Origin of the sequence: Nocardia pseudobrasiliensis NBRC 108224, from assembly GCF_001613105.1 — a bacterium.
In the GTDB taxonomy this organism is placed as follows: domain Bacteria; phylum Actinomycetota; class Actinomycetes; order Mycobacteriales; family Mycobacteriaceae; genus Nocardia; species Nocardia pseudobrasiliensis.
Window position 1 is genome coordinate 362,596 of sequence record NZ_BDBS01000005.1, and the last position, 23,312, is coordinate 385,907.

General features: G+C 65.6%; 20 protein-coding genes, 1 tRNA gene and 1 pseudogene. 13 read left to right on the top strand and 9 right to left on the bottom strand.

From position 1 onward, the window contains the following. The first annotated feature begins 39 nt into the window (after positions 1 to 39). The 11 genes from NP4_RS08580 to NP4_RS08630 all read left to right on the top strand — a co-directional run bounded on the left by NP4_RS08580 (position 40) and on the right by NP4_RS08630 (position 11,133). On the top strand, positions 40 to 1,539 hold the full coding sequence (locus NP4_RS08580; RefSeq protein ID WP_067994506.1) for an ABC transporter substrate-binding protein: 1,500 nt from the start codon (positions 40 to 42) through the stop codon (positions 1,537 to 1,539). After that, positions 1,536 to 2,465, top strand: coding sequence for an ABC transporter permease (locus NP4_RS08585; RefSeq protein ID WP_067994510.1), 930 nt, complete (start codon positions 1,536 to 1,538; stop codon positions 2,463 to 2,465). The genes NP4_RS08580 and NP4_RS08585 overlap by 4 nt, the downstream gene beginning before the upstream one ends. After that, positions 2,462 to 3,247: an ABC transporter permease gene (locus NP4_RS08590; RefSeq protein WP_067994512.1), complete on the top strand. Its 786-nt coding sequence runs from the start codon at positions 2,462 to 2,464 to the stop codon at positions 3,245 to 3,247. Before NP4_RS08585 ends, NP4_RS08590 begins: the two co-directional genes overlap by 4 nt. Then, positions 3,244 to 4,629, top strand: a complete 1,386-nt coding sequence (locus NP4_RS08595) for an ABC transporter ATP-binding protein (RefSeq protein ID WP_067994515.1) — start codon at positions 3,244 to 3,246, stop codon at positions 4,627 to 4,629. Before NP4_RS08590 ends, NP4_RS08595 begins: the two co-directional genes overlap by 4 nt. Before the next feature lie 346 nt (positions 4,630 to 4,975). Continuing rightward, positions 4,976 to 5,725 (top strand): lytic transglycosylase domain-containing protein, encoded by a 750-nt coding sequence (locus tag NP4_RS08600; RefSeq protein WP_067994518.1) that lies wholly within the window; start codon positions 4,976 to 4,978, stop codon positions 5,723 to 5,725. 132 nt (positions 5,726 to 5,857) lie between these two features. Further along, positions 5,858 to 7,147, top strand: coding sequence for a phosphopyruvate hydratase (gene eno, locus NP4_RS08605; RefSeq protein ID WP_067994520.1), 1,290 nt, complete (start codon positions 5,858 to 5,860; stop codon positions 7,145 to 7,147). 131 nt (positions 7,148 to 7,278) lie between these two features. After that, entirely contained in the window at positions 7,279 to 7,845 is a 567-nt protein-coding gene (locus NP4_RS08610) for an FtsB family cell division protein (RefSeq protein WP_067994522.1), read from the top strand. Next, positions 7,842 to 8,372 carry a DUF501 domain-containing protein gene (locus tag NP4_RS08615; RefSeq protein ID WP_067994525.1) on the top strand — a complete coding sequence of 177 codons (531 nt, stop codon included), beginning with the start codon at positions 7,842 to 7,844 and terminating at the stop codon, positions 8,370 to 8,372. The genes NP4_RS08610 and NP4_RS08615 overlap by 4 nt, the downstream gene beginning before the upstream one ends. Next, positions 8,365 to 9,312, top strand: a complete 948-nt coding sequence (locus NP4_RS08620; protein ID WP_067994528.1) for a Ppx/GppA phosphatase family protein — start codon at positions 8,365 to 8,367, stop codon at positions 9,310 to 9,312. The genes NP4_RS08615 and NP4_RS08620 overlap by 8 nt, the downstream gene beginning before the upstream one ends. Positions 9,313 to 9,535: 223 nt before the next feature. Next, positions 9,536 to 11,002 carry a peptide MFS transporter gene (locus NP4_RS08625; protein WP_067994530.1) on the top strand — a complete coding sequence of 489 codons (1,467 nt, stop codon included), beginning with the start codon at positions 9,536 to 9,538 and terminating at the stop codon, positions 11,000 to 11,002. A gap of 57 nt (positions 11,003 to 11,059) precedes the next feature. Beyond that, positions 11,060 to 11,133: transfer RNA gene (locus tag NP4_RS08630), tRNA-Leu, on the top strand. Between the two features lie 866 nt (positions 11,134 to 11,999). Here the strand turns inward: NP4_RS08630 and NP4_RS43325 are convergent. The 5 genes and pseudogenes from NP4_RS43325 to NP4_RS43535 form a co-directional block, all read right to left on the bottom strand. Continuing rightward, positions 12,000 to 13,040, bottom strand: a pseudogene (locus NP4_RS43325) (recombinase family protein); the annotation flags it as partial. A 1,168-nt stretch (positions 13,041 to 14,208) separates the two neighbouring features. Then, positions 14,209 to 15,615 (bottom strand): pentapeptide repeat-containing protein, encoded by a 1,407-nt coding sequence (locus tag NP4_RS39775; protein WP_082875669.1) that lies wholly within the window; start codon positions 15,613 to 15,615, stop codon positions 14,209 to 14,211. Then, positions 15,612 to 16,415 carry an RNA polymerase sigma factor gene (locus NP4_RS08640; protein WP_067994536.1) on the bottom strand — a complete coding sequence of 268 codons (804 nt, stop codon included), beginning with the start codon at positions 16,413 to 16,415 and terminating at the stop codon, positions 15,612 to 15,614. Before NP4_RS08640 ends, NP4_RS39775 begins: the two co-directional genes overlap by 4 nt. 315 nt (positions 16,416 to 16,730) lie before the next feature. Beyond that, on the bottom strand, positions 16,731 to 18,068 hold the full coding sequence (locus NP4_RS08645) for a M20 metallopeptidase family protein (protein ID WP_082875670.1): 1,338 nt from the start codon (positions 18,066 to 18,068) through the stop codon (positions 16,731 to 16,733). Positions 18,069 to 18,347: 279 nt separating this feature from the next. Beyond that, a complete protein-coding gene (locus NP4_RS43535; protein ID WP_425464080.1) occupies positions 18,348 to 18,764 on the bottom strand; it encodes a M20/M25/M40 family metallo-hydrolase in 417 nt (138 codons plus the stop codon). A 929-nt stretch (positions 18,765 to 19,693) separates the two neighbouring features. Here NP4_RS43535 and NP4_RS08655 point away from each other — a divergent pair. Beyond that, positions 19,694 to 21,028, top strand: coding sequence for a threonine/serine exporter family protein (locus NP4_RS08655; protein WP_067994542.1), 1,335 nt, complete (start codon positions 19,694 to 19,696; stop codon positions 21,026 to 21,028). Positions 21,029 to 21,267: 239 nt separating this feature from the next. Further along, a complete protein-coding gene (locus NP4_RS08660; protein WP_067994545.1) occupies positions 21,268 to 21,654 on the top strand; it encodes a hypothetical protein in 387 nt (128 codons plus the stop codon). 36 nt (positions 21,655 to 21,690) lie between these two features. On the opposite strand, the gene NP4_RS40785 is transcribed toward NP4_RS08660, so the two are convergent. From NP4_RS40785 to NP4_RS08680, 4 genes are all read right to left on the bottom strand, one after another. Next, positions 21,691 to 22,128, bottom strand: coding sequence for a DUF3558 domain-containing protein (locus tag NP4_RS40785; RefSeq protein WP_147287933.1), 438 nt, complete (start codon positions 22,126 to 22,128; stop codon positions 21,691 to 21,693). Between the two features lie 81 nt (positions 22,129 to 22,209). Continuing rightward, on the bottom strand, positions 22,210 to 22,776 hold the full coding sequence (locus NP4_RS08670; protein WP_067994550.1) for a helix-turn-helix domain-containing protein: 567 nt from the start codon (positions 22,774 to 22,776) through the stop codon (positions 22,210 to 22,212). A gap of 27 nt (positions 22,777 to 22,803) precedes the next feature. Then, entirely contained in the window at positions 22,804 to 23,040 is a 237-nt protein-coding gene (locus tag NP4_RS08675) for a hypothetical protein (RefSeq protein ID WP_067994555.1), read from the bottom strand. Then, the gene (locus NP4_RS08680; RefSeq protein ID WP_067994558.1) at positions 23,027 to 23,299 is read right to left on the bottom strand and encodes a hypothetical protein; all 273 of its coding nucleotides are present in this window, start codon (positions 23,297 to 23,299) and stop codon (positions 23,027 to 23,029) included. Before NP4_RS08680 ends, NP4_RS08675 begins: the two co-directional genes overlap by 14 nt. Positions 23,300 to 23,312 lie beyond the last annotated feature (13 nt).

Genomic DNA, 23,312 nt, shown 5'->3' on the forward strand with positions numbered 1-23,312 from the left:
AGACAGACTGAGTCGAAGCGTGAGGACGGGCAATCCGCGATGACGATCATGACCCGCAGGCAGATGCTGGGCGCCGGACTGGGCCTCGGGGCGGCGCTCGCGCTGGGCGCCTGTGGGCGCGGATCGGGGGATACCGGCACATTGCGCGTGGGCGCATTGGGCAAGGTGTCGGCGCTGCAACAGGATCCGCACGCCAATCTGAGCAATGACAGCGATTTCATGATCGCCTCACTGGTTTTCGATCCGCTGACCGTACCGGGCGCGGACCCGACCGTGCAGCCGCGCCTGGCCGCCTCGTGGACGGCCGATCCGGATCAGCGGCGCTGGGTGTTCACCCTCGCCGAGAACGCGACCTTCCACGACGGCAGCAAGGTGACCGCCGACGATGTGGTGTGGTCGCTGCGCAGACTGCGCGAGATCGGCGGCGAATCGAAGGTTCCGGTGCGCGCGCAGGACATCACCGCCGACGGCCCGGGGCGGGTCGTACTCACCGCCGCGACGCCGAACACCCAGATCCCGCTGCTCGTGCGGCTGATGACCTTCACCGTCAAACAGGGCACGACGGATTTCACCAAACCCGTTGGCAGCGGGCCGTTCCGGCTCGAATCCTATCGCCAGGGCAGCGCCCGGCTGGTACGAAACGACGCCTGGCACGGGCCGAAACCGCGGCTCGAGGCGATCGAGATCACGCCGTTCGAGAGCGTCGACGCGCTGTCCAACGCCGTACTCGGCGGGCAGATCGACCTGGCCTCCAATGTCGGCGCGATCGCCGGGCGCACCGCGGCCGGACGCGGCGATCTGCAGGTGATCCGCCGGGCCAACGACACCGCCGTGGCAATCGCCATGCGCACCGCCGACGGCCCGTTCGCAGATCCGCGGGTGCGCACCGCGCTGCGGATGGCCGCCGATCGCGATGCGCTGGTCGCGCAGGCGTTCTCGGGTTTCGGCGCGATCGCCAACGATGTGCTCGGCACCGGGGATCCGCAGTACGCCAAGGACATTCCCCAGCGCCGCCGCGATGTCGACCGGGCGCGAGCGCTGTTGGCCGAGGCCCGATTCGACACCGGCGCGAGCTATCAGCTCGTCACCAAGGAGGAGGCGCCGGGCGAGGCGGAATCGGCGAAGCTGTTCGCCGCCCAGGCCCGCGAGATCGGCGTGAAACTCGATGTGGTGGTGCAGGATTCGGGCACCTTCTACGACCGCACCTGGCTGCACGCGCCGCTCTACACGGTCAACTGGGGCACCAACGATTCGGTGCTGTTCTACGCCGCCAAACTCATGGCGGCGAGCAGCAACCGCAACGAAACCGCCTTCGCCGACCCGGAATTCGATGCCGCCACCGCCGCCGCGCTGGCCGCGGCGAATCCGAGCGACTACGGGCGGGCGATCAAGGGCGTGCAGCAGATCGAGCACGATCGCGGCGGATATCTGGTGTGGGGCATGGCCGACGGCATCGATATCGCCTCGACCCGGGTCCGGGATCTGCCGACGCTCGGCGGCTTCGGCCGGGTCCAGTTGGAGCGGACCTGGTTGTCGTGACGACGTTCCTGGCCCTGCTGCTGCGCCGGCTCCTGCTGCTGGTGGCGCTGCTGGCGCTGGTATTCGCCGTGGTCTCGGCGCTGCCCGGGGATGCCGCGCGGGCCGCGCTGGATCGGGGTGCGTCGCCGGAACTCGTCGCCGCCAAACGCCACGAGCTGGGCCTGGATCGGCCACTGCCGCAACGCTTCTGGTCCTGGCTGAGTGGGGTGTTCACCGGGGATTTCGGTTCCACCGTGCGCGGCCGTCCGGTGGCCGATCTGCTGGCCGCCGCCGCGCCGCAGACGCTGCTGCTGGGCGGGTTGGCCCTGCTGCTCACGGTCGCGGCCTCGCTCGGATTGGGTATGCGATGGGCCGCGCGGCCGTCCGGCTGGCTCGCGCGGGTGCTTCAGCCGAGTACCGCGATGGTGGTGGCGCTGCCGGAGTTCGTGGTCGCGGCGGTGCTGATCATGGTGTTCTCCTTCGCGATCGGCTGGCTGCCCGCGGTGACCGTCGCCGGGCGGTCGGGCTTTCCGGCGCGCCCGGACATGCTGGTCCTGCCGGTGCTGGCATTGGCGATTCCGCATATCGGCTGGAATACCCGGGTGGTGCGGGGCGCGCTGGCCGACGCCTGGCGCGCGCCGCATGTGGAACAGGCCGCGCTGGAGGGATTGCCGCAGGGGCAGTTGCTGATTCGGCACATTCTGCCGGTGGCGCTGCCGACGGTGGTGGCCTCGATGGCCACGACCGTGGGCATGCTGTTCGGCGGGGCGCTGGTGGTGGAGAGTCTGTTCAACTACCCCGGCCTCGGTGCGCTGCTGGCCGGATCGATCGGCGATCGCGATACCGCGCTGACCGCCGCCACCGCGGCCGTCGCGGGGGTGGCGATCATGCTGATGCTGTTGGTGTCGGACGGTATTCGCGCCTGGGCGGTTCGGGGGCGGCGATGATCCGGACGAGCCGAGGGCCGCTGCTGCGCGGTCTGCCCGCGGTGATCGTGGTGCTGGCGGCCTGCCTCGGACCCTGGCTGGCCCCGCACGGGATGGACGACGGAGTCGGGAATCCGTTCGCGACGCCGAATTCGGCGGCGTGGTTGGGGACCGATCGGCTGGGCCACGATGTGTTCAGCCAACTGCTGCACGGGGGTTGGGGGCTGATCCTGTTGGCCGCGTTCATCGCCGGGGTGGTGACGGGGTTGTCCAGTGTGCTCGGCGCGGTGGTGGCGCTGTGGCCGCGGCTGGGTGCGGTGATCGAGCGATGTGCGGATCTGCTCATCCTGCTGCCGGTGGTGCTGGCGCTGCTGATGGTGGTCATGTCGTGGCCGCAGTTCGGGACCGTCGGGGTGTTGGTGGTCGGGATCGTATTCGGAGTTCCGTACTGCGCCAGGGTTTTCGCGGCCGCGGCCACCGGAGTCGCCGCGTCGGGATATATCGAGGCGGCACGGCTGAGCGGAGAATCGGCGGGCTATGTGATCTTCCGCGAGATGTTGCCGAATATGCGGGAACTGCTGTTGACCCAGCTCGGGCTGCGTTTCGTCGCGGGTATGTACATCGTCGCGACGGCGGCGTTCCTGCGGCTGCCGACCCTGCTCGGCGCGTCGAACTGGGCGGTCATGGTGCGCGACAACGCATCCGGCATCCTGCTGAATCCGTGGGCGGTGCTCGCGCCGAGCGCGGCGATCGGCGTGGTCGCGGTGAGTGTGAATCTGCTGGCCGGAGGTGGGCGACAGTGATTGCGGTGGAGGATTTCTCGGTCGCCTCGCCGAGCGGGGCGACGCTGCTGGCGCCGATTTCGCTGCGGGTGCCCACCGGCGGCATCGTCGGGCTGCGCGGACCATCGGGCTGCGGTAAGTCGACGCTGCTGCGGGCGCTGCTCGGTCAGGTGCCCGCCGGAACGACCACGACCGGATCGGTGCGGGTCGGCGAACATGATGTGCTGGCGCTGGAACCCATTGTGTTGCGGCGGTTTCGGCGGCAGCAGATCGCCTTCGTCGGCCAGGATCCCGGGGTCGCGCTGAATCCGACCATGCGGGTGCGGTCGCTGCTCGGCGAATTGGCCGATGCCGACAGGGCATTGGAGGCGCTGGAAGCGGTGGAGCTGCCGCAGTCGTATCTGCGGCGTCGTCCGGCGGAGCTGTCCGGTGGGGAGCAGCGGCGTATCGCCCTGGCCCGGGCCCTCGCCCGGCATACGCCGGTGCTGGTCCTCGACGAGCCGCTGGCCGGACTGCACGGGCGATTGCGATCGGCGGTGGTGCGGTTGCTGCGGCATCGGGCCGGGGAGCGGGGAACGACGATCGTGGTGTCCGGGCACGACGACGCGGCGCTGCGGGAACTGGCCGATGAGGAGATCTTCGTCGGGCGCAGGTTGTCCGCCGTGTCGGAACAGGTCGCGGGACAAGGTATTACGGGCAGTGAGTCGAGTATCGAGTCCGGCGAGCCAGGGGCGCTGGCCGTTTCGGGATTGAGTGTGCGGATCGGACGTCGGCCCGTGCTCGAGGATATCGAGCTGCGGCTCGCGGCGGGCGAATCCCTGGCCGTCACAGGCCCTTCGGGCGCGGGCAAATCCACCTTGGCGCGCGCGGTGGTCGGACTGCGCAAACCGTCGGCGGGCTCGGTGCGATCGTCCGGTCGAATCGCGTTGGTGCCGCAGGACAGCACCGGCAGCCTGAACCCGCGCCGCACGATCGCCGAAACCCTGTCCCGCCCCCTCCTGCGCCACCGTGGCGTACGCGACCCGGCCGCCGTCACCGCCCTGCTGCACACGGTCGACCTGAAACCCGAACTGGCACAGCGATACCCGCACGAACTATCCGGCGGCCAGCGCCAGCGAGTGGCCCTGGCCCGATCCCTGGCCATGGATCCGGCGGTCCTGGTGTGCGACGAAATCACCTCCGCACTGGACTCGGACACCGCCACGGCGATCATGACGCTGCTGGACCGACTACGCCGTGAGCGCCGAGTGGCCCTGCTGATCATCACGCACGATATGAATCTGGTCACGCGCTACTGCGGGCGAATGTGTGTACTGGAATCCGGACGGGTGGTGGAGACGGGCGAGGTGCGGGACCTGCTCGCGGCCCCCGCACACGATGCGACCCTCGCGTTGCTGGGTTAGTCGGCTCGCCTCGACCTCGTTGGTTGCGTTGGCCTGGCCGCCGGTCGGCGCGGACCAAGCGCGCGGGTTGAGTCAGCCGGCCATGTTGGTTGAGTTATCGGTCGTGTGGACCTGTTCGGTCCGGTCGCGTGGGGTGGCTCGGTTCGGTCGTGCGGACCGTTTCGGTCCGGTCGCGTGGGGTGGCTCGGCCCGACTTTTGATGGTCCGGGCCTGGCCCACCATTCCCGCTCGAGCGAAGCGAGGGCGGGTCCCGCGGCTGTGGAGATCCTGTGGTGATCGGGGAGAGGTTCGGTAGCGAGGGGATTGGGGGCACTGCGGCGGGAGCCGGGATCTGGATTATGGAGGGATGCGTTCGACGAAGTCCGGTGCCCGTGCCGTGATAGCTCGCGCCGGTGCCGTGCTCGCCGTCGCGGCGGTTGTGCTGTCCGGTTGTGGGATGGGAGAGCGGCTGCCGCCGATTCCCGAGGGGATTCCGCCCGGTCCGGGTACGCCGGTGCCGCCGATCAATCTCGACGCGCCGGGGCGCAGCGCCGAGCAGTTGCGCGGCTGGGCCGAGGAGCAGGCCGATGCCCTGCGGATTCCGGTGGTCGCGCTGGAGGCCTACGGCTATGCCGCGGCGGTCATGGCGCGGTCGCGGCCGGACTGCGGAATCGCGTGGACGACCCTCGCGGGTATCGCGAGTGTGGAGAGCAAACACGGCAGCCACGGCGGTTCGGAACTGGACGCCGACGGTGTGGTGCGCCCGCCCATCCGGGGGATTCCGCTGGACGGATCGCCGGGCGTGGCAAGGATTCTCGACGATGCCGAAACCGCCCGCACCGGCACACCGGTCTACGTCCGCGCCGAGGGCCCGTTCCAATTCCTGCCCGAGACCTGGCAGCGCTGGGGCGTCGACGCCAACGGCGACGGCGTCGCGGACCCGGACAATATCGACGACGCCGCGCTGACCGCCGCCCGCTACCTGTGCGCCAGCGGCGGCACGCTGACCACACCCGAGGGCTGGCAGAAGGCGCTGTTCACCTACAACCAGTCCAGCGCGTACATGCTGAACGTCCGCAACAACGCCGCGGCCTACAGCATCGGCCGCCGGGCGTGAGGTCCGCCGGGAACTGCCCGAGGTGACGCGCGGCCGCCTACGTTAGGCTCGCGGGTGCACGGGCTCACCGTGCGACCTGCTCATGGACGGCGGTGAGCAGACTGAGTCCACAGCCGAAGGAGTGTCGTTTTCGTGGCCATCATCGAACAGGTCGGAGCTCGCGAGATCCTGGATTCGCGCGGTAACCCCACCGTCGAGGTCGAGATCGCTCTCGACGACGGCACCCTGACCCGGGCGGCCGTACCGTCCGGCGCGTCCACGGGTGAGCACGAGGCCGTGGAGCTGCGCGACGGCGGCGAGCGCTACGGCGGCAAGGGTGTGCAGAAGGCCGTCGAGGGTGTCCTCGACGAGATCGCCCCGGCCATCATCGGTCTGGACGCGGTCGAGCAGCGCACCGTCGATCAGGTCCTGCTGGATCTGGACGGCACCCCCGACAAGTCCCGCCTCGGCGCGAACGCCCTGCTCGGCGCGTCGCTCGCGGTGGCCCGCGCGGCCGCGGAGTCCTCGGGCCTGGAATTGTTCCGCTACCTGGGCGGCCCGAACGCCCACGTGCTGCCGGTGCCGATGATGAACATCCTCAACGGCGGCGCGCACGCCGACACCAGTGTCGACGTGCAGGAATTCATGATCGCCCCGATCGGCGCGCCCACCTTCAAGGAGGCGCTGCGCTGGGGTGCGGAGGTCTACCACGCGCTCAAGGCCGAACTGAAGACCAAGGGTCTGGCCACCGGCCTCGGCGACGAGGGCGGTTTCGCGCCCGATCTCGCCGGCGGCACCCGCGAGGCGCTGGATCTGATCGCCGCCGCGATCGGTAAGGCCGGTTACAACCTGGGCACCGATATCGCCCTGGCCCTCGACGTCGCGGCCACCGAGTTCTACACCGCGGGCACCGGCTACAAGTTCGAGGGCAGCGATCGCACCGCCGCTCAGATGGCCGACTTCTACAGCGAACTGCTCGCGGCCTACCCGCTGGTCTCCATCGAGGATCCGCTGTCGGAGGACGACTGGGACGGCTGGGTCGCGCTGACCGATCAGATCGGCGACAAGGTGCAGCTGGTCGGCGACGACCTGTTCGTCACCAACCCCGAGCGCCTCGAGGACGGTATCGCCAAGGGCGCGGCCAACGCGCTGCTGGTGAAGGTCAACCAGATCGGCACCCTGACCGAAACCCTCGACGCGGTCGAGCTGGCCCATCGCAACGGCTACAAGACGATGATGAGCCACCGCTCGGGCGAGACCGAGGACACCACCATCGCCGATCTGGCGGTGGCGGTCGGCAGCGGCCAGATCAAGACCGGCGCCCCCGCCCGCAGCGAGCGCGTCGCCAAGTACAACCAGCTGCTGCGCATCGAGGACGCCCTCGGCGACTCGGCTCGCTACGCCGGAGACGTTGCGTTCCCGCGCTTCGCGTTCGAGGGCTAGTAAGTTCGTCGCAAGTTGTGCTTGTCCCGGACCGACTTTCGAGGTGTGAGATGACGGAGCGACGGGCGCGCGGTACCAGTCCCAACGGACGCGGAGACCGCCGCTCGTCGCGGTCGACTCGATCTCGGCCCGTGCGGTCGTCGGGGGCCTCCGCGCCCTCGGCGCGCACGGCCGCCGGTAAGCGCGCGGCCCAGCGCCGGACCGGCAAGTCGGAATCCGGTGGGGGAGCGGGGAAATCGACCCGCGCCGCGGCCAAGCACGATCGCAAGATCTTCGGCCTGTCGACCGGCCGCGCGGTGATCCTGGCGGCCGTGCTGTGCGCGCTGGCGCTGACCCTGGCGGTTCCCATGCGCACCTACTTCAGTCAGCGTGCGGAGTCGGCCCAGCTCGCCCAGCAGCGCATCGATCTCGAGAACGATCTGGCGCGCCTGCGTGATCGCCGTGCCCAGCAACAGGATCCGGCCTACATCAAATCCGAGGCCCGAGACCGGCTGCGGCTGGTCATGCCCGGCGAAACCCCCTACATCGTGCAGGTGCCCGGCATCGAACAGCCCGCGGTTCCCGCCCAGACCACCCAGCCCCGTAAACCGGACCCCTGGTACACGGAGCTGTGGCGCACTATGTCCAACCCCCAACCAAATCAGGCGGATCCGGAACCCACCACCCCGGCGCCGCCTCCGGAAGGAGCACCCCGGTGACCCAGCCCGACACCCAGCCGAGCGCAGCGGATCTCGAGATCGTCGCCCGGCAGCTGGGCCGCCCGCCGCGCGGTGTGCTCGCCATCGCCTATCGCACCCCCGACGGTCAACCGGCGGTGGTCAAGACCGCCCCGCATCTGCCCGACGGCACTCCGTTCCCCACGCTGTACTACCTGACCGACCCGCGTTTGACCGCCGAGGCGAGCCGGCAGGAGGCCGCCGGACTCATGCGCGGTATGACCGAGCGACTCGGCAGCGATCCGGAATTGGCCGCGGCCTATCGCGCCGCCCATGAGAGCTATCTGGCCGAACGCGATGAAATCGAGTCCCTCGATACCGATTTCAGCGGCGGCGGCATGCCGGATCGGGTGAAATGTCTGCACGTGCTGATGGCGCACGCGCTGGCCAAGGGTCCGGGCGTGAATCCCCTCGGCGACGAGGCGGTCGCCTTGGCCGCCGACAACGGATTGCGCGGCACCGCGATTCCCGCGGAGTGGCCGAGATACGAAGGGGCACGGGATGAGTGATCGGGTCGCCGCGGTCGACTGCGGCACCAATTCGATTCGACTGTTGATCGCCGACGTCGGCGCGGACGGTCGGCTGACCGACGTCCATCGCGAGATGCGCATCGTGCGACTCGGCCAGGGCGTGGACGCGACCGGCGAACTGAATCCGGAGGCGATCGAGCGCACCCGCGCGGCGCTGCACGACTACGTGGACCTGATGCGCGACAACGAGGTCATCCGGGTGCGCATGGTGGCGACCTCGGCCACCCGCGACGCGCGCAATCGCGACGACTTCTTCGCCATGGCCGCCGCCGAGCTGGGTCGGGTGACGTCCGGCGCGCGGGCCGAGGTGATCACCGGCGACGAGGAGGCGCGACTGTCGTTCGCCGGTGCGGTCGGCGAATTGTCCAGCGCCGAAGGGCCTTTCGTCGTGGTGGATCTGGGCGGCGGATCCACCGAGGTGGTACTCGGCGACGCCGACGGTGTGCAGTCCGCCTACTCCGCCGATATCGGCTGCGTCCGGATCACCGAACGGTGCCTGCACGGCAATCCGCCCACTCCCGAGGAGGTCGCCTCGGCGCGCTTCTTCGCCTCCCAACGCCTGGCGCAGGCCTTCGGCGTGGTGCCCGTAGAGCGGGCCCGCACCTGGGTCGGCGTGGCGGGAACCATGACCACGATCGCCGCGGTCGCCCTGGACCTGCCCGAATACGATTCTGAGAAGGTACATCTCACCCGCCTGAGCCTGGACGAGGTGCGCTCGGTCTGCCATCGGCTGGTCGCCATGAACCACGACGAGCGCGCCGCGCTGGGCCCGATGCATCCCGGCCGCGTCGACGTCATCGGCGGTGGCGCGGTGATCACCGAGGTCCTGGCCGACGAGCTGGCCCGGCGCGCGGGCATTGCCGAACTTATCGTCAGCGAGCACGACATCCTCGACGGGATCGCCCTGTCGATCGCCTGAAACCCCGTAAGGCAGCCGTGCATCGTGCCAAGCTGCCATGCCGGTAGATGTGCACATTGAGGGCAAATTGCTCAAGCGTCCAACATTCTGACCGGAATTTACTTCCTCGACACACATATCCCGCTACTCTGCTGGCCGCGGCGACCGAACCCCGGATCGCCGACTTTCGTGCGACCGCCACCCCGGTTGCTGGAAAATTGCGTTACATGGAAAGGTCGAGCACATGACGGAAGTGGCTCACCCCGAGCGGCAAAGCTCCGAACGAACCGTGTTCGGACATCCGATCGGGTTGGTGAATCTGTTCGGAGTCGAGCTCTGGGAACGGTTCTCGTACTACGGCATGCTCACCATCCTGGGCTACTACCTCTACTACTCGCTGGCCGACGGTGGTCTGGGGCTCGAGAAGTCCACCGCGACCGGCATCGTCGGCGCCTACGGCGGCCTGGTGTACCTGTCCACCGTGCTGGGCGGTTGGATCGCCGACCGGGTGCTGGGCATGGAGCGCACGGTCTTCTACGGCGGAGTGGTCGTGATGGCCGGGCATATCGCGCTGGCGGTGCTGCCCGGATTGCTCGGCGTGGGCGTGGGTCTGGTCCTGGTCGCGCTGGGTTCCGGTGCGCTCAAGGCGAATGCCTCGTCGCTGCTGGGCACCCTCTACGACAAGGGTGACGCGCGCGCGGACGGCGGTTTCACGCTGTTCTATCTGGGCATCAACCTCGGCGCGTTCATCGGCCCGCTGATCACCGGTGTGCTGCAGGACAATATCGGCTTCCACTGGGGCTTCGGCGCGGCCGCGGTCGGCATGGCGCTGGGCCTGGCGCAGTACGTGGTGTTCCGGCGAAATCTGGGCGGACACGGCCGCGAGGTGCCGAACCCGTTGCCGCGGAGCCAGGTCGGCAAGGTCGTCGGATTCGCGGTCGCGGTGATCGTGGTGGTGGCGATCGCGCTGGTGACCGGGCTCGTCACGCTGTCGAATCTGAAGTGGGTGGCCACCGGAGTCATCGCGGTGGCCTCGATCGTCTACTTCGCCGTGATGCTGACCGATTCGAAGGTCACCCCGATCGAGCGCACCCGCGTGCGGGCGTTCATTCCGCTGTTCATCGCCAATGCCGTGTTCTGGTCGCTGTTCCAGCAGATCTTCACCGTGCTCGCGGTGTACTCCGACGAGCGCATGAACTGGACCATTTTCGGCTGGACCGCCCCCTCGAACTGGGTCGGCTCGGAGGAGCCGGTGTGGATCATCACGCTGTCCCCCCTGTTCGCGATCATGTGGACCCGTCTGGGCAACCGCGCCCCGAGCACCCCGCGCAAATTCTCCTTCGGCGTGATCGGTATGGGCGCGGCCTTCCTGCTGTTCGTGCTGCTGTCCGGCTTCGAGGGCAAAACCGTCCCCGCCCTGCTGGTCTTCTTCATCCTTGGCGGCTTCGCGGTCTCCGAACTCCTACTCTCGCCCATCGGCCTGGCCGTCACGACCCAGCTGGCCCCCCAGGCATTCCGAGCCCAGATGATGGCCCTGTACTTCTTCTCCGTCGGCCTAGGCACCGCGATGTCCGGCGTCCTGGCAGGCTTCTACAGCACCGACAACGAGGTCACCTATTTCGGCCTGACCGGCCTGATAGCCATAGCCGTAGGCATCGTCGTCTACTTCCTCTCCCCCCGCGTCAGCCGACTGATGGAGGGCGTCCATTGACCAACCCGCCGGAGAATTCCGAGACGCCCGTACAAATTCGGTAGTCTGACCCGGCACGCCCCCGTAGCCCAATTGGCAGAGGCAGCGGACTTAAAATCCGCACAGTGTCGGTTCGAGCCCGACCGGGGGCACGGACAGCATCCACACAGACGTCATCGACGGTCTGGGTAGATCTGTCCGGCCTGGTAGCGGTGATCGTTGCTGCGGTGCGGGCGATTTCAGGCACTTGATCGGCAGGCAGTTTGACGGTGATGACGGCGCGGGTCGCGTCGTCGTTGAGTTGGACAGTGAGTTGGGTGACGGCGAACAGACGTCGCAGCAGCTCCTCCGGTGCGGCCGATAGGTTGAGGGCCAGGTATGGCAGGGCATCGAGTAGCGCGATATCTGACGCGGCGGGGCGGCAAGTTTCAGTCTGGTCCGCTGCGTCCAGCTGACGGATGGTGTTCAGGGCATCGTTCTTCTCTGCTTCCAATTCGTTGTAGGTACGGCGGAGGCCCAGAGTGAACGGGTCGTCTGACTCGCTGGTTTGTGCTTGCTTGAGGATCGAGTTCTGGCGTCGTGCAAGGTCGTCCACGGTGCGCTGGTACCGATCCCGATCTTGTCGGCGTTGGCGGGCGGCGTGGTCGTCGAACTTGTCGAGGTCGGCGGCGAGGATCTGGCTGCGGTGCGCGCCGAATACGCGTTCGGCGAAGAATCGGGACACTGCGTCGAGGATGGCGTCTTCTCGGACGTAGACCGTTTTGGGGTGGTCGGCGTAGTTGTCGGCGCGCCCCCGGTTGTTACCGCGCGGCCAACACCGGTAGTAGATGCCACCCGGGCGGATGCCGCCGTCCATCCGGCGTGTGCACCCGCAGAAGAGAATTCCCCGGAACATGTACTTTCGTGTCGTGCTGGGATGTGTGTTCTCTTCGTTGCCGTTTCGCGATCCGCGCCGGGCTTGGCGGCGAGTCCAGAGCTCGTCGTACATCCATTTCGGGATCAGCGGTTCGTGGGCGGGTTCGACCGACCACACCCATTTCACTGGGTTGTTGACCTTGCCGTGCCGCGATCGGGATGCTCGCCGGTTGAAGACTTGGAAGCCGGTGTATTTCGGATTGGAGAGGATCTCGTACACGCTGCTCTTGCCCCATGCGCCTCGGGCGCGTTCCTTGTTGGGTGGGGTCGGGGGTGGATACTTGACCAGATCGGCGTTGAGCCGTTCAACGATGGTGTCGTAGCCCAGTCCTTCGTGATAGCGCCACAGCGCGATCTGGGTGACTGTCTCCCCGCGGAGATCGTCTGGCTCGAGTCGTGTCTTGGTCTGTCCACGAGCGGCTTTGGTTGGGTTGGGGTGGCGGTAGGACTTCGCCTTGTATCCGTACGGCGGTTTCCCGATGTTCCAGCCTTCTCGCACGTGTGTGCAGAGTCCGCCCCAGGACTGCTCCAGAGTATTGAGAACTTCGTACTCAGCAACAGACTGATTGATTCGACGCTGGAGAATCCGTTGAGCGCGACTGCCGCTGAAGGTGATCGGTTCATTGGATGCGAAGAGTGGTACCTCGACTCGCTCCAGCTCTCGTTCGATCGACAAGCCTTCGAAGGTGCGACGTGCGACGCGGGACACGGACTCGCAGATCACCACATCGAACCGTCGGTCGGACCGTTGTGCTTCGTCAAGCAAGTCGGCGATACCGCCGTCGCGGGCGATCGGAATATCGAACCGCTCATAATCGGTTCCATGCCCACGCGCTTCCAGCTCCATCCGGCCGGATTCTACGTCATAAAAATGTGCAACGATAACCCATGATTCGGGAATTGCAGCCTTCGAGTTGCGGAGCTGACGCAACATTGATTGTCGTGGGTCTTGCTGGTCTTCGGTTGATGTTCGACCAAGAAAGGCTACGCGGACTTCGTCGCGTAGCAACGCGAGCGGCATGCCTAGCGGTGAGACCGCATAATCGGATAGCCCCGATGGTCCTGATACGTGAGACCGATTGAAGCTTGGTGTTGGTTTCAGGCCCGATCCGGGCAAGTCGACTGGGGCGTCATCTATGCTCATGCGGCATCCTGGTTCTCTGCGAGTGGCCCGTCTTCTATTCTCTGAGAAGCCCAGGCAAGCAGACCTTGGACTACCTCAGTTAACTCACTGCGCAGGCGATCGCCTTCTCGGCCGCCCACATCAATTACGTGACCAGTGTATCGGCAATTTATATCGCGTTTTAATTGTCCGTTGTATATCCAGGATTGGCTAGGGTCCGATGATTCCGCGATCTGCGCGCGGCCGTGAAGTGGACCTGCGTTCGATAGTTTAGATTCAATCGCGTCCACAAGACTTCCGCCCACATCAGACGGGACGTTATGGGGATTCATCGGCTGACATGTATTTTCGCGCGTAGGATAATCGCCACTTCGTCTTCCCGCACAGCACCTACACCTATAACTCGGCAGGTGTCAGCGGAACGCTTACCGGAGGTATGGGAGAGTCGCCGCGAGATTCGGAACATGAGTGGCCGCCCTTCTGATCGACGGAAGTTCACGTGCACCAACGCACTGGCACGCCTCCTGTCGAAAATCGCCGGACATCCCCAGGCGACCTCCAGCGGCAACAGGGCTGGTGGAGAGCGAGCGAGGACGATAGTGCACCTCACGCTGGGGGCATGCCGCACGTGATGGTGCCGCATGAGGCGATAGATGGGTGCGGGTTGCAGTTCGCGCTGTGCACGAACGGCAGGTCCGATATGCCCGACGCACAAAGTTCCGGCGGGCCGGCGGCAAAGAATTCGCCTTTCCGCGCGGAGGAGCTCTGCCACGGGCCCGAGCGAATCCGCGCCGGGTCCAAACGGTCGCCCGAGACGATGGCGCATTCCGTGGTGGAACTCGCGCTGCGAAGACCGTGCGTCTGGTGTGTCCGGACTGCTAGTTGTCATACCCCGTCGTATACGGTTCCGCCCGTGGACATGCGGATCGCCCGCGCCGCCCGGATCGGAGGATCGCCGCCGCCAGATCGAATTCCATCCTGGAGTTCTGCTCGATCCCCGACGGCGTCGGCGGAACAACGGCACTCGCCGTCGACCCGTGCGCTGGAATGGGGGAGACGAGTCGAGGCCCCGGCCAAGAGGCCTCGACTCAACGCCGTCAATGCCTGTTGGAGCAGGCAGAGACAGCCAGCAGACCGACAACCATACTCCCACGCATCGCCCATAAGCACCGCAGCACGACCCGGCCGGCTATCGGTAGGAGAGAGGCATCAGCGGTGTGGGCTCGGGCGCATAGGGGGTCTGGACGTCACCTCGTGGATTCAGTTTGTAGCGGCCTCGACCGATTGGAATGGACTTGCTGAGGACCTCAGCCCAATGCGCGCCCCACTGCGTCCTTTCAGACCACGTCACATCTTCCAGTTTCCCGATTTCGGAAATTTTCGTGTTTGTCAAATTGGCATCGATCAGCACAATATGCTTCAGTACCGCACCGATGAGATTAGCGCCAGACAAATTAGCGCGGGAAAGGTTCGCTCGGTAGAGATAAACGCCGCGCAGGGTCGCGTGAGATAGATCTGCTCCTTCAAGATTAGCGCCGTGCATATGCGCCCCGGAGAGATACGATCCGATGAAAAGCGCTCCGGAAAGATCGGTATCGGACAGCTCTGCCCCGGATAGAATCGCGCCTGAAAAATCTGCATGAGACATATCCGCATATGCGGAGTAAGCGCCAGAAAGATTTGCTCCAGTAATATGCGCTCCGGATAAATCGGCACCTGACAATCGCGCTCCAACTAGGAGGGTGCAGGCAAGATTAGCTCCGCGAAGGTTGGCGCCAGTCAATTCTGTGCGAGACAGATCAGCACTAAATACGCTTGCCCTGGAAAGGTCTGCGCCGTAGAGATTAGCGCCACGTAGCGCGATTCCCTCCATGTTCGTCCCGGTTAAGCATGCTCCAATCAGATTGAGCCCGAGGAGGTTGATGCCACGCAGGTCGAAGCTTGCAAGGTCAACGGTTCCTGAATCACTCCAGCGTATTTTGGGCTTTTGTCGTGATGGTACGGCAGTGCTTAAGATCTGCCCTTGTGGCTTCGCTGGGAGAATATTTACCGGGCGGCCCACTGCTTTGTATTGTTCCTCGCGCTGGCGCATTTCCCGGTACTCCGCTTCACGTTGCTGGGCTTCGCGGCGTTCGGTTTGGCGGCGCTGCGCTTCCTCTCGTAACTCGCGTCGGCGCGCTGTCCACTCTGCCTGAGTCAGTTCCCGGCGGCGGGCATCACGCCTGGCCGCTTCTGGGATCCACCATGTAAGCGCAGTGATTCCCAATATCAAGACGCTAATAAGCGACCAGTATCCGCCCAGAAATACAAGAATTACAGCTGCGGTCGTGGACAAGCCAACGAAGGCCTTCATAGCATATCTGGTGAGTACGCTGCCCACGTTGTCCGCAGCCGCCACGATCCATTTTCTGGTCCCGTCTATCTTCACTTTCGAGGCGGGCTGCGACTTGGCCCTGAGCGTCGCTTGCAGTCGTGCCCAACCGGCATCAACACTTTCGCCCCCGCCGCGACGCGCGTAATAACTTTCGAGCGCGTCCAGCGCCTCCTGGATGGTGATCTCGCGAGCCGCGTCCATCCTGCCTTGCTGCTCCGTCATACCGTCACCTCTCCTATACCGCCGGGGGTGGACGAACTCTGGCCTGTGCCGGGGTCCATGAAGACGATCTCGTCCCCGTCCTTCTTCATCCAGGGCCTGAGCTTTCTGCAAGCCGCGCTCCGGTGAGTTCTCACCGTGCGGATGGTTGTTCCCAGCTCCTGCGCTATGTCGGCATCCGGCTTGCCCATGAAGACCCCCATGTACACCACCCACCACTCGCCCCGCGTCAACACTTTCTCCGCCACTCGACTCAGCCGAATGGCGAACTCCTCGTTGACTAGCCGATCGATGTGCTCCGTGTCGGAGGCCGGCACCCCATCCATGGGAACAGCCGACTCTGAATAGGACTGCCAGAACGCCAGCTTGGCGTCCTTTCGCCACCTATCGACGAGACAGTTGTGACCGATCGTCTTCAACAGACCAGCCACCTGAGCGTCGGTCATCTGGGCGATGCGCTCCCCGTAGTTATCCGCCAACCGCTCGAACGTGTCGTGGATGACGTCATCGGTGAGAGCGCAGTCGCCCAGCGTCGCCGCACGCAGCTGACGCTTGAGAAACTCGCGATGCTTCCGGTACAGCCGTTCCAGCAGCGGTTCGAGCGACTCCCACGAAGGTGCCGCGGGACGTGGAGAAGACGATTGGTGTGTGTAGTTGAGAAGCGCTGTCATCTCTTGGGATCGGGTATGTCCTTGGCCGACTTCATCCGCCTCCGCCACGGCCGCCGCAAGATCGGCGCTGAGCGCGATCTCCTCCGCTACGCGCGCGGCCCGACCCCGCCGCCCCGGAAACTCCTTCCTCATAGGTGCTCGCCAACCCCGCGAACCGCATCCAATGCCGCCTCATCGATGTCGTAGGTGGTCACATCGAACCCCTACGACGCGGTCTGGAAGGCGATCTGCGATCCGAGTACCCCCGTTCCCAGCACGGTCACTCGCCGAATATCGATCGTCATCGTTGCGGCTCCCCGGTCCGTCCGTGGTATCCGCTGATGCGCGTTGTTCTGTCCTTACCTTCGCTGCGCTTGTCGAGTGGGATCCCGGCACGAAAACATCGCCCGCCCGACCGCCGGAGGAGGGCGCGACGAGTCGTGTCTCGCCGCGCCCTCCTCGGCCGGTTCATCGGGGCACGGTCAGTGTTCCGGTGAGGTGATCGAGGGTGACGTGGCCGTGGAGCCGGACGCCGGTGACGAGGGTGTCGTCGTCGACGTAGAAGTGTGGATTGTGGTTGGGCCACATTCCGCGCCCGCCGGGGATCGCGATGGGTGTGCCGTTGGCGTCGAGGGTCACGTCCTGTACGCCGAGTACGACGTAGAGCCCGCCGTAGCGGTTGACGAATTCCGACACGTCGTCGTATCCGAGTGCGGGTGGTACCGGTGCCACCTTGTCCGCCCCGGCGACGCGGCGGAAGGTCGGCAGGGCCGCCTCGACCCAGTCCGCGCGGTTGTGTACTGCGGGTACGTCTTGCAGGTACTCGGTGGTCGCGGTGCAGTTGTAGGCGGCCGCGGTCGATTCGGCGAGCGTGGTCAGCCGCTGCTGCAGCTCGCGCATGTCCGACTCGACGGCGCAGCGGATCGTGCCCCACAGGGTGATGGTCTCACCGATGATGTTGAACCGGCCGACGTCCTCGATGTGGCCGATGGTCACGGTGAACGGGTCGTAGGCGGGTAGTTGCCGGTAGAGCTGACCGATCCCGGTGGCGATCGCACCGGCGGCGGGCATGGGGTCGATGCCCATCCATGGCGTCGATCCGTGCACCTGCTGGCCGGTGATCACGATTTTGACCAGGCATGAGGCGGCGAACTGGTTGCCGATTCGATACCCGATCAACCCTTTGGGGCCGGGGCCGACATGGAAGCCGAAGGCCATGGTGGGTTCGGGGTCGGCGAGGGCGTTTTCGGCCAGCATCTGCCGCGCCCCGCCCTTTTCGTCGATGGGCGGTCCTTCTTCGGCGGGCTGGAACACGAACAGCACTGTGCCGGGCAGGTTTTCGCGGATCCCGGCGAGCACGCTGGCCGCGCCCATGAGCATCGCAGTGTGCGCGTCGTGGCCGCAGGCATGCGAGACCGGGAACGGGCCGCCGGGGTAGTCCTGGTCGACCACCGTGGAGGCGAACTCCATCCCAGACTCCTCGCGCACCGGCAGCGCATCGATATCGGCGCGCAACGCGATCACCCGCTCATCGCCCCCGCCGCCGCGCAGCACCCCGATCACGCCGTGCCCGGCGATCCCGGTGCGTACCTCGTCCAGATGCAGCGACCGCAGATGATCGGTGACCATCGCCGCGGTGTTGACCTCGCGATTCGACAGTTCGGGGTACTGATGGATGTGATGCCGCCACGCGATCACCTGATCGGCGACCGCAGCCGCGCGGGAGTCGATCTCGGCGTAGAGCGGGTGCTGCCCATTGCCCTGCGCTTGGGCAGTGGCTTGTGTGCTGAGCGGGGTGGTGGTCATCGGGTCGAACTCCTTTCCAGGGGTGGATGTCGCGGTGAGACCGCGCGACCAGGGAATGCTGTCTGTTCCTTTCGTGCCGGGTGAACAGGTTGCGCACGAGCGGCGCGATGCGGCTGATAGCGGGCCCGGTCGGTGAGGTAGGGAGGAGACGTTTTGCTCACGTCTGCGGCGCGGTAGGAGAACCGCGCGCAGGGTTCGAACGGGTAAACACAGCTGCCTCCCGATCAATGAGGAATGGGTAAGGCGCTCAGTGACCGAGCCAGGCCAGCGCGGCGGTGGTCATCGCCTGGACGCCGACGGTGAGCGCCGGTTCGAGCACGGGAGCGTAGGTGGAGGTGTGCCCGGGTATTTCGACGCGTCGAGCTTGCCTGCGGCATAGTCACTCATGGCTTGGTGGAGGTCTTCGCCGAAGCGGTCGGGGTCGAGGATGCCGAAGAACCAGTAGCACAGCGGGGCCTTCGCGGCGGTGGCGAAGATTCCGGCGTCCTCGCTGCCGGGGTTGGGGCCGGGATCGAAAACGTGGTCGGCGCCGAAGGTTTCGCGCAACGCCGCGGTGGTGCGGGCGACCGCTTCGGCGTTGTTGACCGTCAGCGGGTAGGTGTCGATGACCGAGGTCTCCGGATCTTTCGGCGCGCCCGCGGCGGCGGCCTCGGCGGTGATGATCCGCTCGCCCGCGGCCAAGACCTTCTCCCGCACCTTCGGGTCGAAAGTGCGGATGTTGAGCTGGATTTCGGCGGCGGTGCGGTGTTCCTGGAACGATAGCTCCGGATGCTCGTGCAGATCCCGATCGAAGGCCTCCAGATCGGACAGGATCTTTTCGAGCCCGGCCAACGGCGAGATGGTCGTCACGATGATCATTCCTTCCAAGGTGTGGCCGGAACGCGTTGTCGCGGAAATATTTTCGTCAACTATCGGGTCGGGACGCCGCATCCCCCGCAGGGTCCTCGGCCAGCTCCATCCCAGACGGTGAGCACGGCGCGTCCCGCCGTGACGAACCGGTGAGTGAAACTGCGGGTAACGCTCACAGCAGCCTAAATAGTAATCAGTCATAGTGAGTCAGTTTGTGATCAAGGGCACCGGCCTGAAGAAGCGGAGTCCGATGCCGTATGGCTATTGAGTGAGGCCGGGCTGATCATGCGCAACTACCACGGTGTTCGTCCGCGAGATTCCCACAGGCTATATCGCAGAAATAGCCCCTCGGGCACTTTCCCGACAGTCTTGACGCTGGATAGCGGCCATCGCCCCGGCATCCGGAAACACAGGGCCCGCTACGCGGATCAAATCCGACTCGATAACCACCGCAACCAGCAAATATGGCCTCAAACCGGCGACGAGCGGAGATGTTCGAGCGCGAACTCCAGCACGGCCCGAGAAATGCGCCGAGACCATTGGGGGCGATCTGGGCGAGGTCGCGCCATCGGCTGCGCTTCCGCGATCAGCACCGGGTGAGCCCATGTCGCGATTCGAGCACCGTACCCCCAGCGGATGCTGTCCACGCCACATCAGCTTCCTTCGGACTACTACTCGACCTTATCTTTACATCAGTCACATGGAGCCCCTTACGCCCGCTCATGCGTCCCAGGCCCCCGAGCAGGTTCCGCCATTCGATGCGAAGAGGTGAGGCCATGACCCTCGAACACACCACGCCGTCGGCGACAGGGCGGGCGGCGACAGCGCCGCCGCCGGTCGAGGTGCTGGACATGCTGCGGCGGCTGGGGGTCGCGCTGCTGAGATCGTCGGAAACGACTATGCGTGTGCAGACCGTCCTCACCGAGCTGGCCCACCGCTACGGCTACGCCGACGCACGGATCTTCGTGCTTCCCACCGGCGTGTGGGTGCGGCTGGCCGATTCCGACGGCGATGTTCATCTGGACCTGCTCGACACCGCCACGTCGACGCTGCGCATGGACCAGATCGACGAGGTCTACCGGTTGATCGCCACCGCGCAGCGGGCGCGGACCGCACCGCGCAAGGTCGTGGCCCGCCTGGACCGCATCCTGCGCACACCGCCACCCACACCGGTATGGCTGGCAGTGGTCGGCAATGTGGTGCTGACCGTGGGATTCGGGCTGATGCTCAACCCGTCGGCCCGAACACTGATCGGCTACCTCGTACTCGGCGTGGTAGTGCAACTGATCATCATGCTCACCGAGAAGACGACCCCACGGCTGGCGTTCGCGATCCCGTTCTCGGTTGCCGCGGCAGTGACTCTGCTCGCGTTCGGGCTGCCGGGACCGCTGTCGGGCGGACATCCCACCGACCTGTTGGTGCCAGGCGTGGCCGCCCTGCTACCCGGCGCGCTACTCACCACCGGCGCGATCGAGATCTCCGCCGGATCGCTGGTCTCCGGCGTCGCGCGCCTGGCCTCCGGTGTCATGGTGCTGCTGCAGATGGGCTTCGGAATCATCCTCGCCCTGCAACTGACCAGCCACATCCACACCGACTACACGATCTCCCCCGCCCGGCTCGGCACCTGGGCACCGCTGCTCGGCGTCGCGCTGATCGGACTCGGATACCTGTGGCGCGCAAGCGCTCCGGCCCGGGCCATCGGCTGGACACTGCTCGTGCTCTACCTCACCTACACCGCGAAACTGCTGGGCGATCTAATCGGCCGCCCCCTCGTCGGGCCATTCCTGGCCGGACTGATACTGATTCCCCTCACCTCGGTCATCGCCCGCCGATTCCGCAGCGCCCCCACCGCACAGGTGATGGGCCTGCCCGCCTTCTGGATGCTCGTGCCCGGATCGATGGGCGTCACCGCCGTCTCGGACCTGATCCGCCACCAGACCGCGCTCGGCACCCAGGTCATCGCGACCGCGCTGGCCACCATCCTCGCCATCGCCGTCGGCACCCTGATGGGCTCCGGGCTGAACGGCCCCGACCGACCCGAGCCGGACTGCCCACAGCCGTCTGCAAGCGCCGCTACGGATCGACCAGCCACACCCGCGTCGACGACCTGATCCGCCCCGCGCCACCGGGTCGTCCGAGCCTTCATCACCAGCACCTCGATGACTGTCGCCGACCAGCACCCCGGGCTCCCGCGGCGACGGTGACACCGTCAGCAACAAGTCGTCAGCGGATAGCCGGCCTCATTCTTGTCGCCTCACGAGGGAGTGGGCTCGAAGACGCCGCAACCTACCGAGATCAAGCGTCCTGCATAATATCGGATATGCCACCCCACGGACTGAAGGTTTAGCCGATGCACCCGCGAGAGAACGAATTCGAAGAACTCGGCGTGAAAGTGCAACGCGCTCACTATGCGTTGCAGCAGGTTCGCGGCGTGGGTGTGGTGAAAGGGGTCAGGGTTGTTGTGGACGCGGAGAACCGGCTTTTATCGGTGACGGTCGACGACGAGGACGTCATCCTGGCCGCGTATCAGGCAGCGATAAATGACAAGCAGCCGAAGGTGGATGACGCCATGCGGGAATTGCGCGCCGATTCCCGCTTCGAGGCCGTTTCCACATTCACCGAGGCGAATTCGGCTCGCGAGGACGCCGACCGCGCTCGTCGGCAACGGGAACGCGAGGAAGCCGAAGACCGCTTCTTCGAAGAACGCAACCGCCGTGGTTGGTTCGACCAGCACTGAGCAAGCCGACTGCTTGCAGGTGGGAGGTGATGTCCTTCACCGGGGCAGCAGCGGGGCCAGCACTTCGGCCGCTTCCATCACGCGCACGCAGGGATCAACACCGCTTTGTGGATCTAGCTTGACGGCAACAATACTGTAAGAGCCGTGGTCGGCCGGGAAAACGATATCGCACTGAATTCCGATGAGATCATGCGACGGCTGATACCGCAGGCCGGTACGGTCCGCGATAGTAATCTCGACGAAGTCCACTCCACCTTCCATGTGGTGGAAATCTTCGATTGTGTAAATCTGCGACCACACATCGATCTGGCAGGTCGGCGGCAGATCACTGCCGCCGCAGCGTTTGAATCCTCCAACTTGGGGGAGTCCGGCAATATGTGACGTAAGGGTCGCGGGATCAACTCCCGCCCTCTGCCATGCCTCCGAGCTCAGAGTACGGGGGTTCCATATTTCCCCTCCGGATACCTTCGTCATACGATTCTCCTTTTAACCTCTTGGGTCTTTTCCGGTGCGGTGGTCGGTGTGCAGACTGTTGGAATGCCTGTCCTTACCGATTCAACGGTGCACCGCACCATTCTTTTTTGTCAGTCGTCGGACGCGTGCTTGCAGGATTCGACCTTGCAGGGTGGGTGTCCAAATGACGCGGGTGCGGTTGGTCTTGTCTCTGATTCCTGTCACAAGTCCTTGTCGCTGCATAGTGTGCAGCCGCCGCCGCACGCTGGAATCGGCCTCGTCCAATATCTTGGCGATGTCTTGGGTGGTGCGGACGGTCGTTGATTCCGTCAAGACCGCCAACAGCGCGGCGCGGCGCGTGAGCGACTTACTCATATTCGGCAGGAGCCCCGCCTGCAACAATTCCGCGTGCCGGTCGCGGCCTTGCTGAGTCAACCGCCACACCGTCGCTCCGGGACGGTGTGGCGACGCCACCAATTCCACCAAACCCTGCCGGTGCATGGTGTAAAGGCTTTTCGCCGCCCCATTGTGGTTCTTCTTGCCTTGCCGAGCGGCGATCTCTCGCGCCGTGCATCCCTTCGAAGCTGCGGCAAGTATCGCCAACGGGATAATTTGTTTAGATGGGTGAGGCATCAATATACCCTTCTGTAAATCGACATTGACGTACATGTTTTGTGCGGTCGTCGAATAGGCCGGTTATTGGTGCGAGGTGTCGTCGTCTTCTTCTTTTACGGGCCAGCGTTCAAGGCGTTCGAGTGGCCCGCTGCACACGATCGCGCCGGAGGCGTCGACCAGATTCCAGCCGTACGGCGGCTTCAATTCGCGCTCCACGCGAAAACCCGGCCCCGCCTCGTCTTCGATCCGGCACAGCCACCCCCGGATCGAATCCAGCTCCCCGGCGTGCCTGCCGGACCACGGATCACCGGCCGTCATAGCCGTGCACCCGGCTTGCTCGCGATGGGGGTACCAGTGCCCATTCGGCCCACAGATCGTGACGCACCGCGTCCCACAACCGCGACAGCTTCGGCAGCCGCTCGCGCGCCTCGGCCAAATCCGGGCATCCCGACCGCTGGAAGTTCACCACCGGCAGGTTCTCGGACGTGTTGTAGACGTTCACGATCCGGATGCGTTGGTGGTCGAGCCGCCACGTGGCCTCGAGATCGTCCACCCGTGTTCGATGTTCGCCGTCCATGCCCTCATGCCTG

Bases quoted from the DNA above. Each gene is read 5' to 3' on its own strand.
- NP4_RS08580 (WP_067994506.1), top strand. From the start codon at position 40: ATGACGATCATGACCCGCAGGCAGATGCTGGGCGCCGGACTGGGCCTC.
- NP4_RS08590 (WP_067994512.1), top strand. From the start codon at position 2,462: ATGATCCGGACGAGCCGAGGGCCGCTGCTGCGCGGTCTGCCCGCGGTG.
- NP4_RS08600 (WP_067994518.1), top strand. From the start codon at position 4,976: ATGCGTTCGACGAAGTCCGGTGCCCGTGCCGTGATAGCTCGCGCCGGT.
- NP4_RS08620 (WP_067994528.1), top strand. From the start codon at position 8,365: ATGAGTGATCGGGTCGCCGCGGTCGACTGCGGCACCAATTCGATTCGA.
- NP4_RS08625 (WP_067994530.1), top strand. From the start codon at position 9,536: ATGACGGAAGTGGCTCACCCCGAGCGGCAAAGCTCCGAACGAACCGTG.
- NP4_RS39775 (WP_082875669.1), bottom strand. From the start codon at position 15,615: ATGACGGAGCAGCAAGGCAGGATGGACGCGGCTCGCGAGATCACCATC.
- NP4_RS08640 (WP_067994536.1), bottom strand. From the start codon at position 16,415: ATGAGGAAGGAGTTTCCGGGGCGGCGGGGTCGGGCCGCGCGCGTAGCG.
- NP4_RS08645 (WP_082875670.1), bottom strand. From the start codon at position 18,068: ATGACCACCACCCCGCTCAGCACACAAGCCACTGCCCAAGCGCAGGGC.
- NP4_RS08655 (WP_067994542.1), top strand. From the start codon at position 19,694: ATGACCCTCGAACACACCACGCCGTCGGCGACAGGGCGGGCGGCGACA.
- NP4_RS08660 (WP_067994545.1), top strand. From the start codon at position 21,268: ATGCACCCGCGAGAGAACGAATTCGAAGAACTCGGCGTGAAAGTGCAA.
- NP4_RS40785 (WP_147287933.1), bottom strand. From the start codon at position 22,128: ATGACGAAGGTATCCGGAGGGGAAATATGGAACCCCCGTACTCTGAGC.
- NP4_RS08670 (WP_067994550.1), bottom strand. From the start codon at position 22,776: ATGTACGTCAATGTCGATTTACAGAAGGGTATATTGATGCCTCACCCA.
- NP4_RS08675 (WP_067994555.1), bottom strand. From the start codon at position 23,040: ATGACGGCCGGTGATCCGTGGTCCGGCAGGCACGCCGGGGAGCTGGAT.
- NP4_RS08680 (WP_067994558.1), bottom strand. From the start codon at position 23,299: ATGGACGGCGAACATCGAACACGGGTGGACGATCTCGAGGCCACGTGG.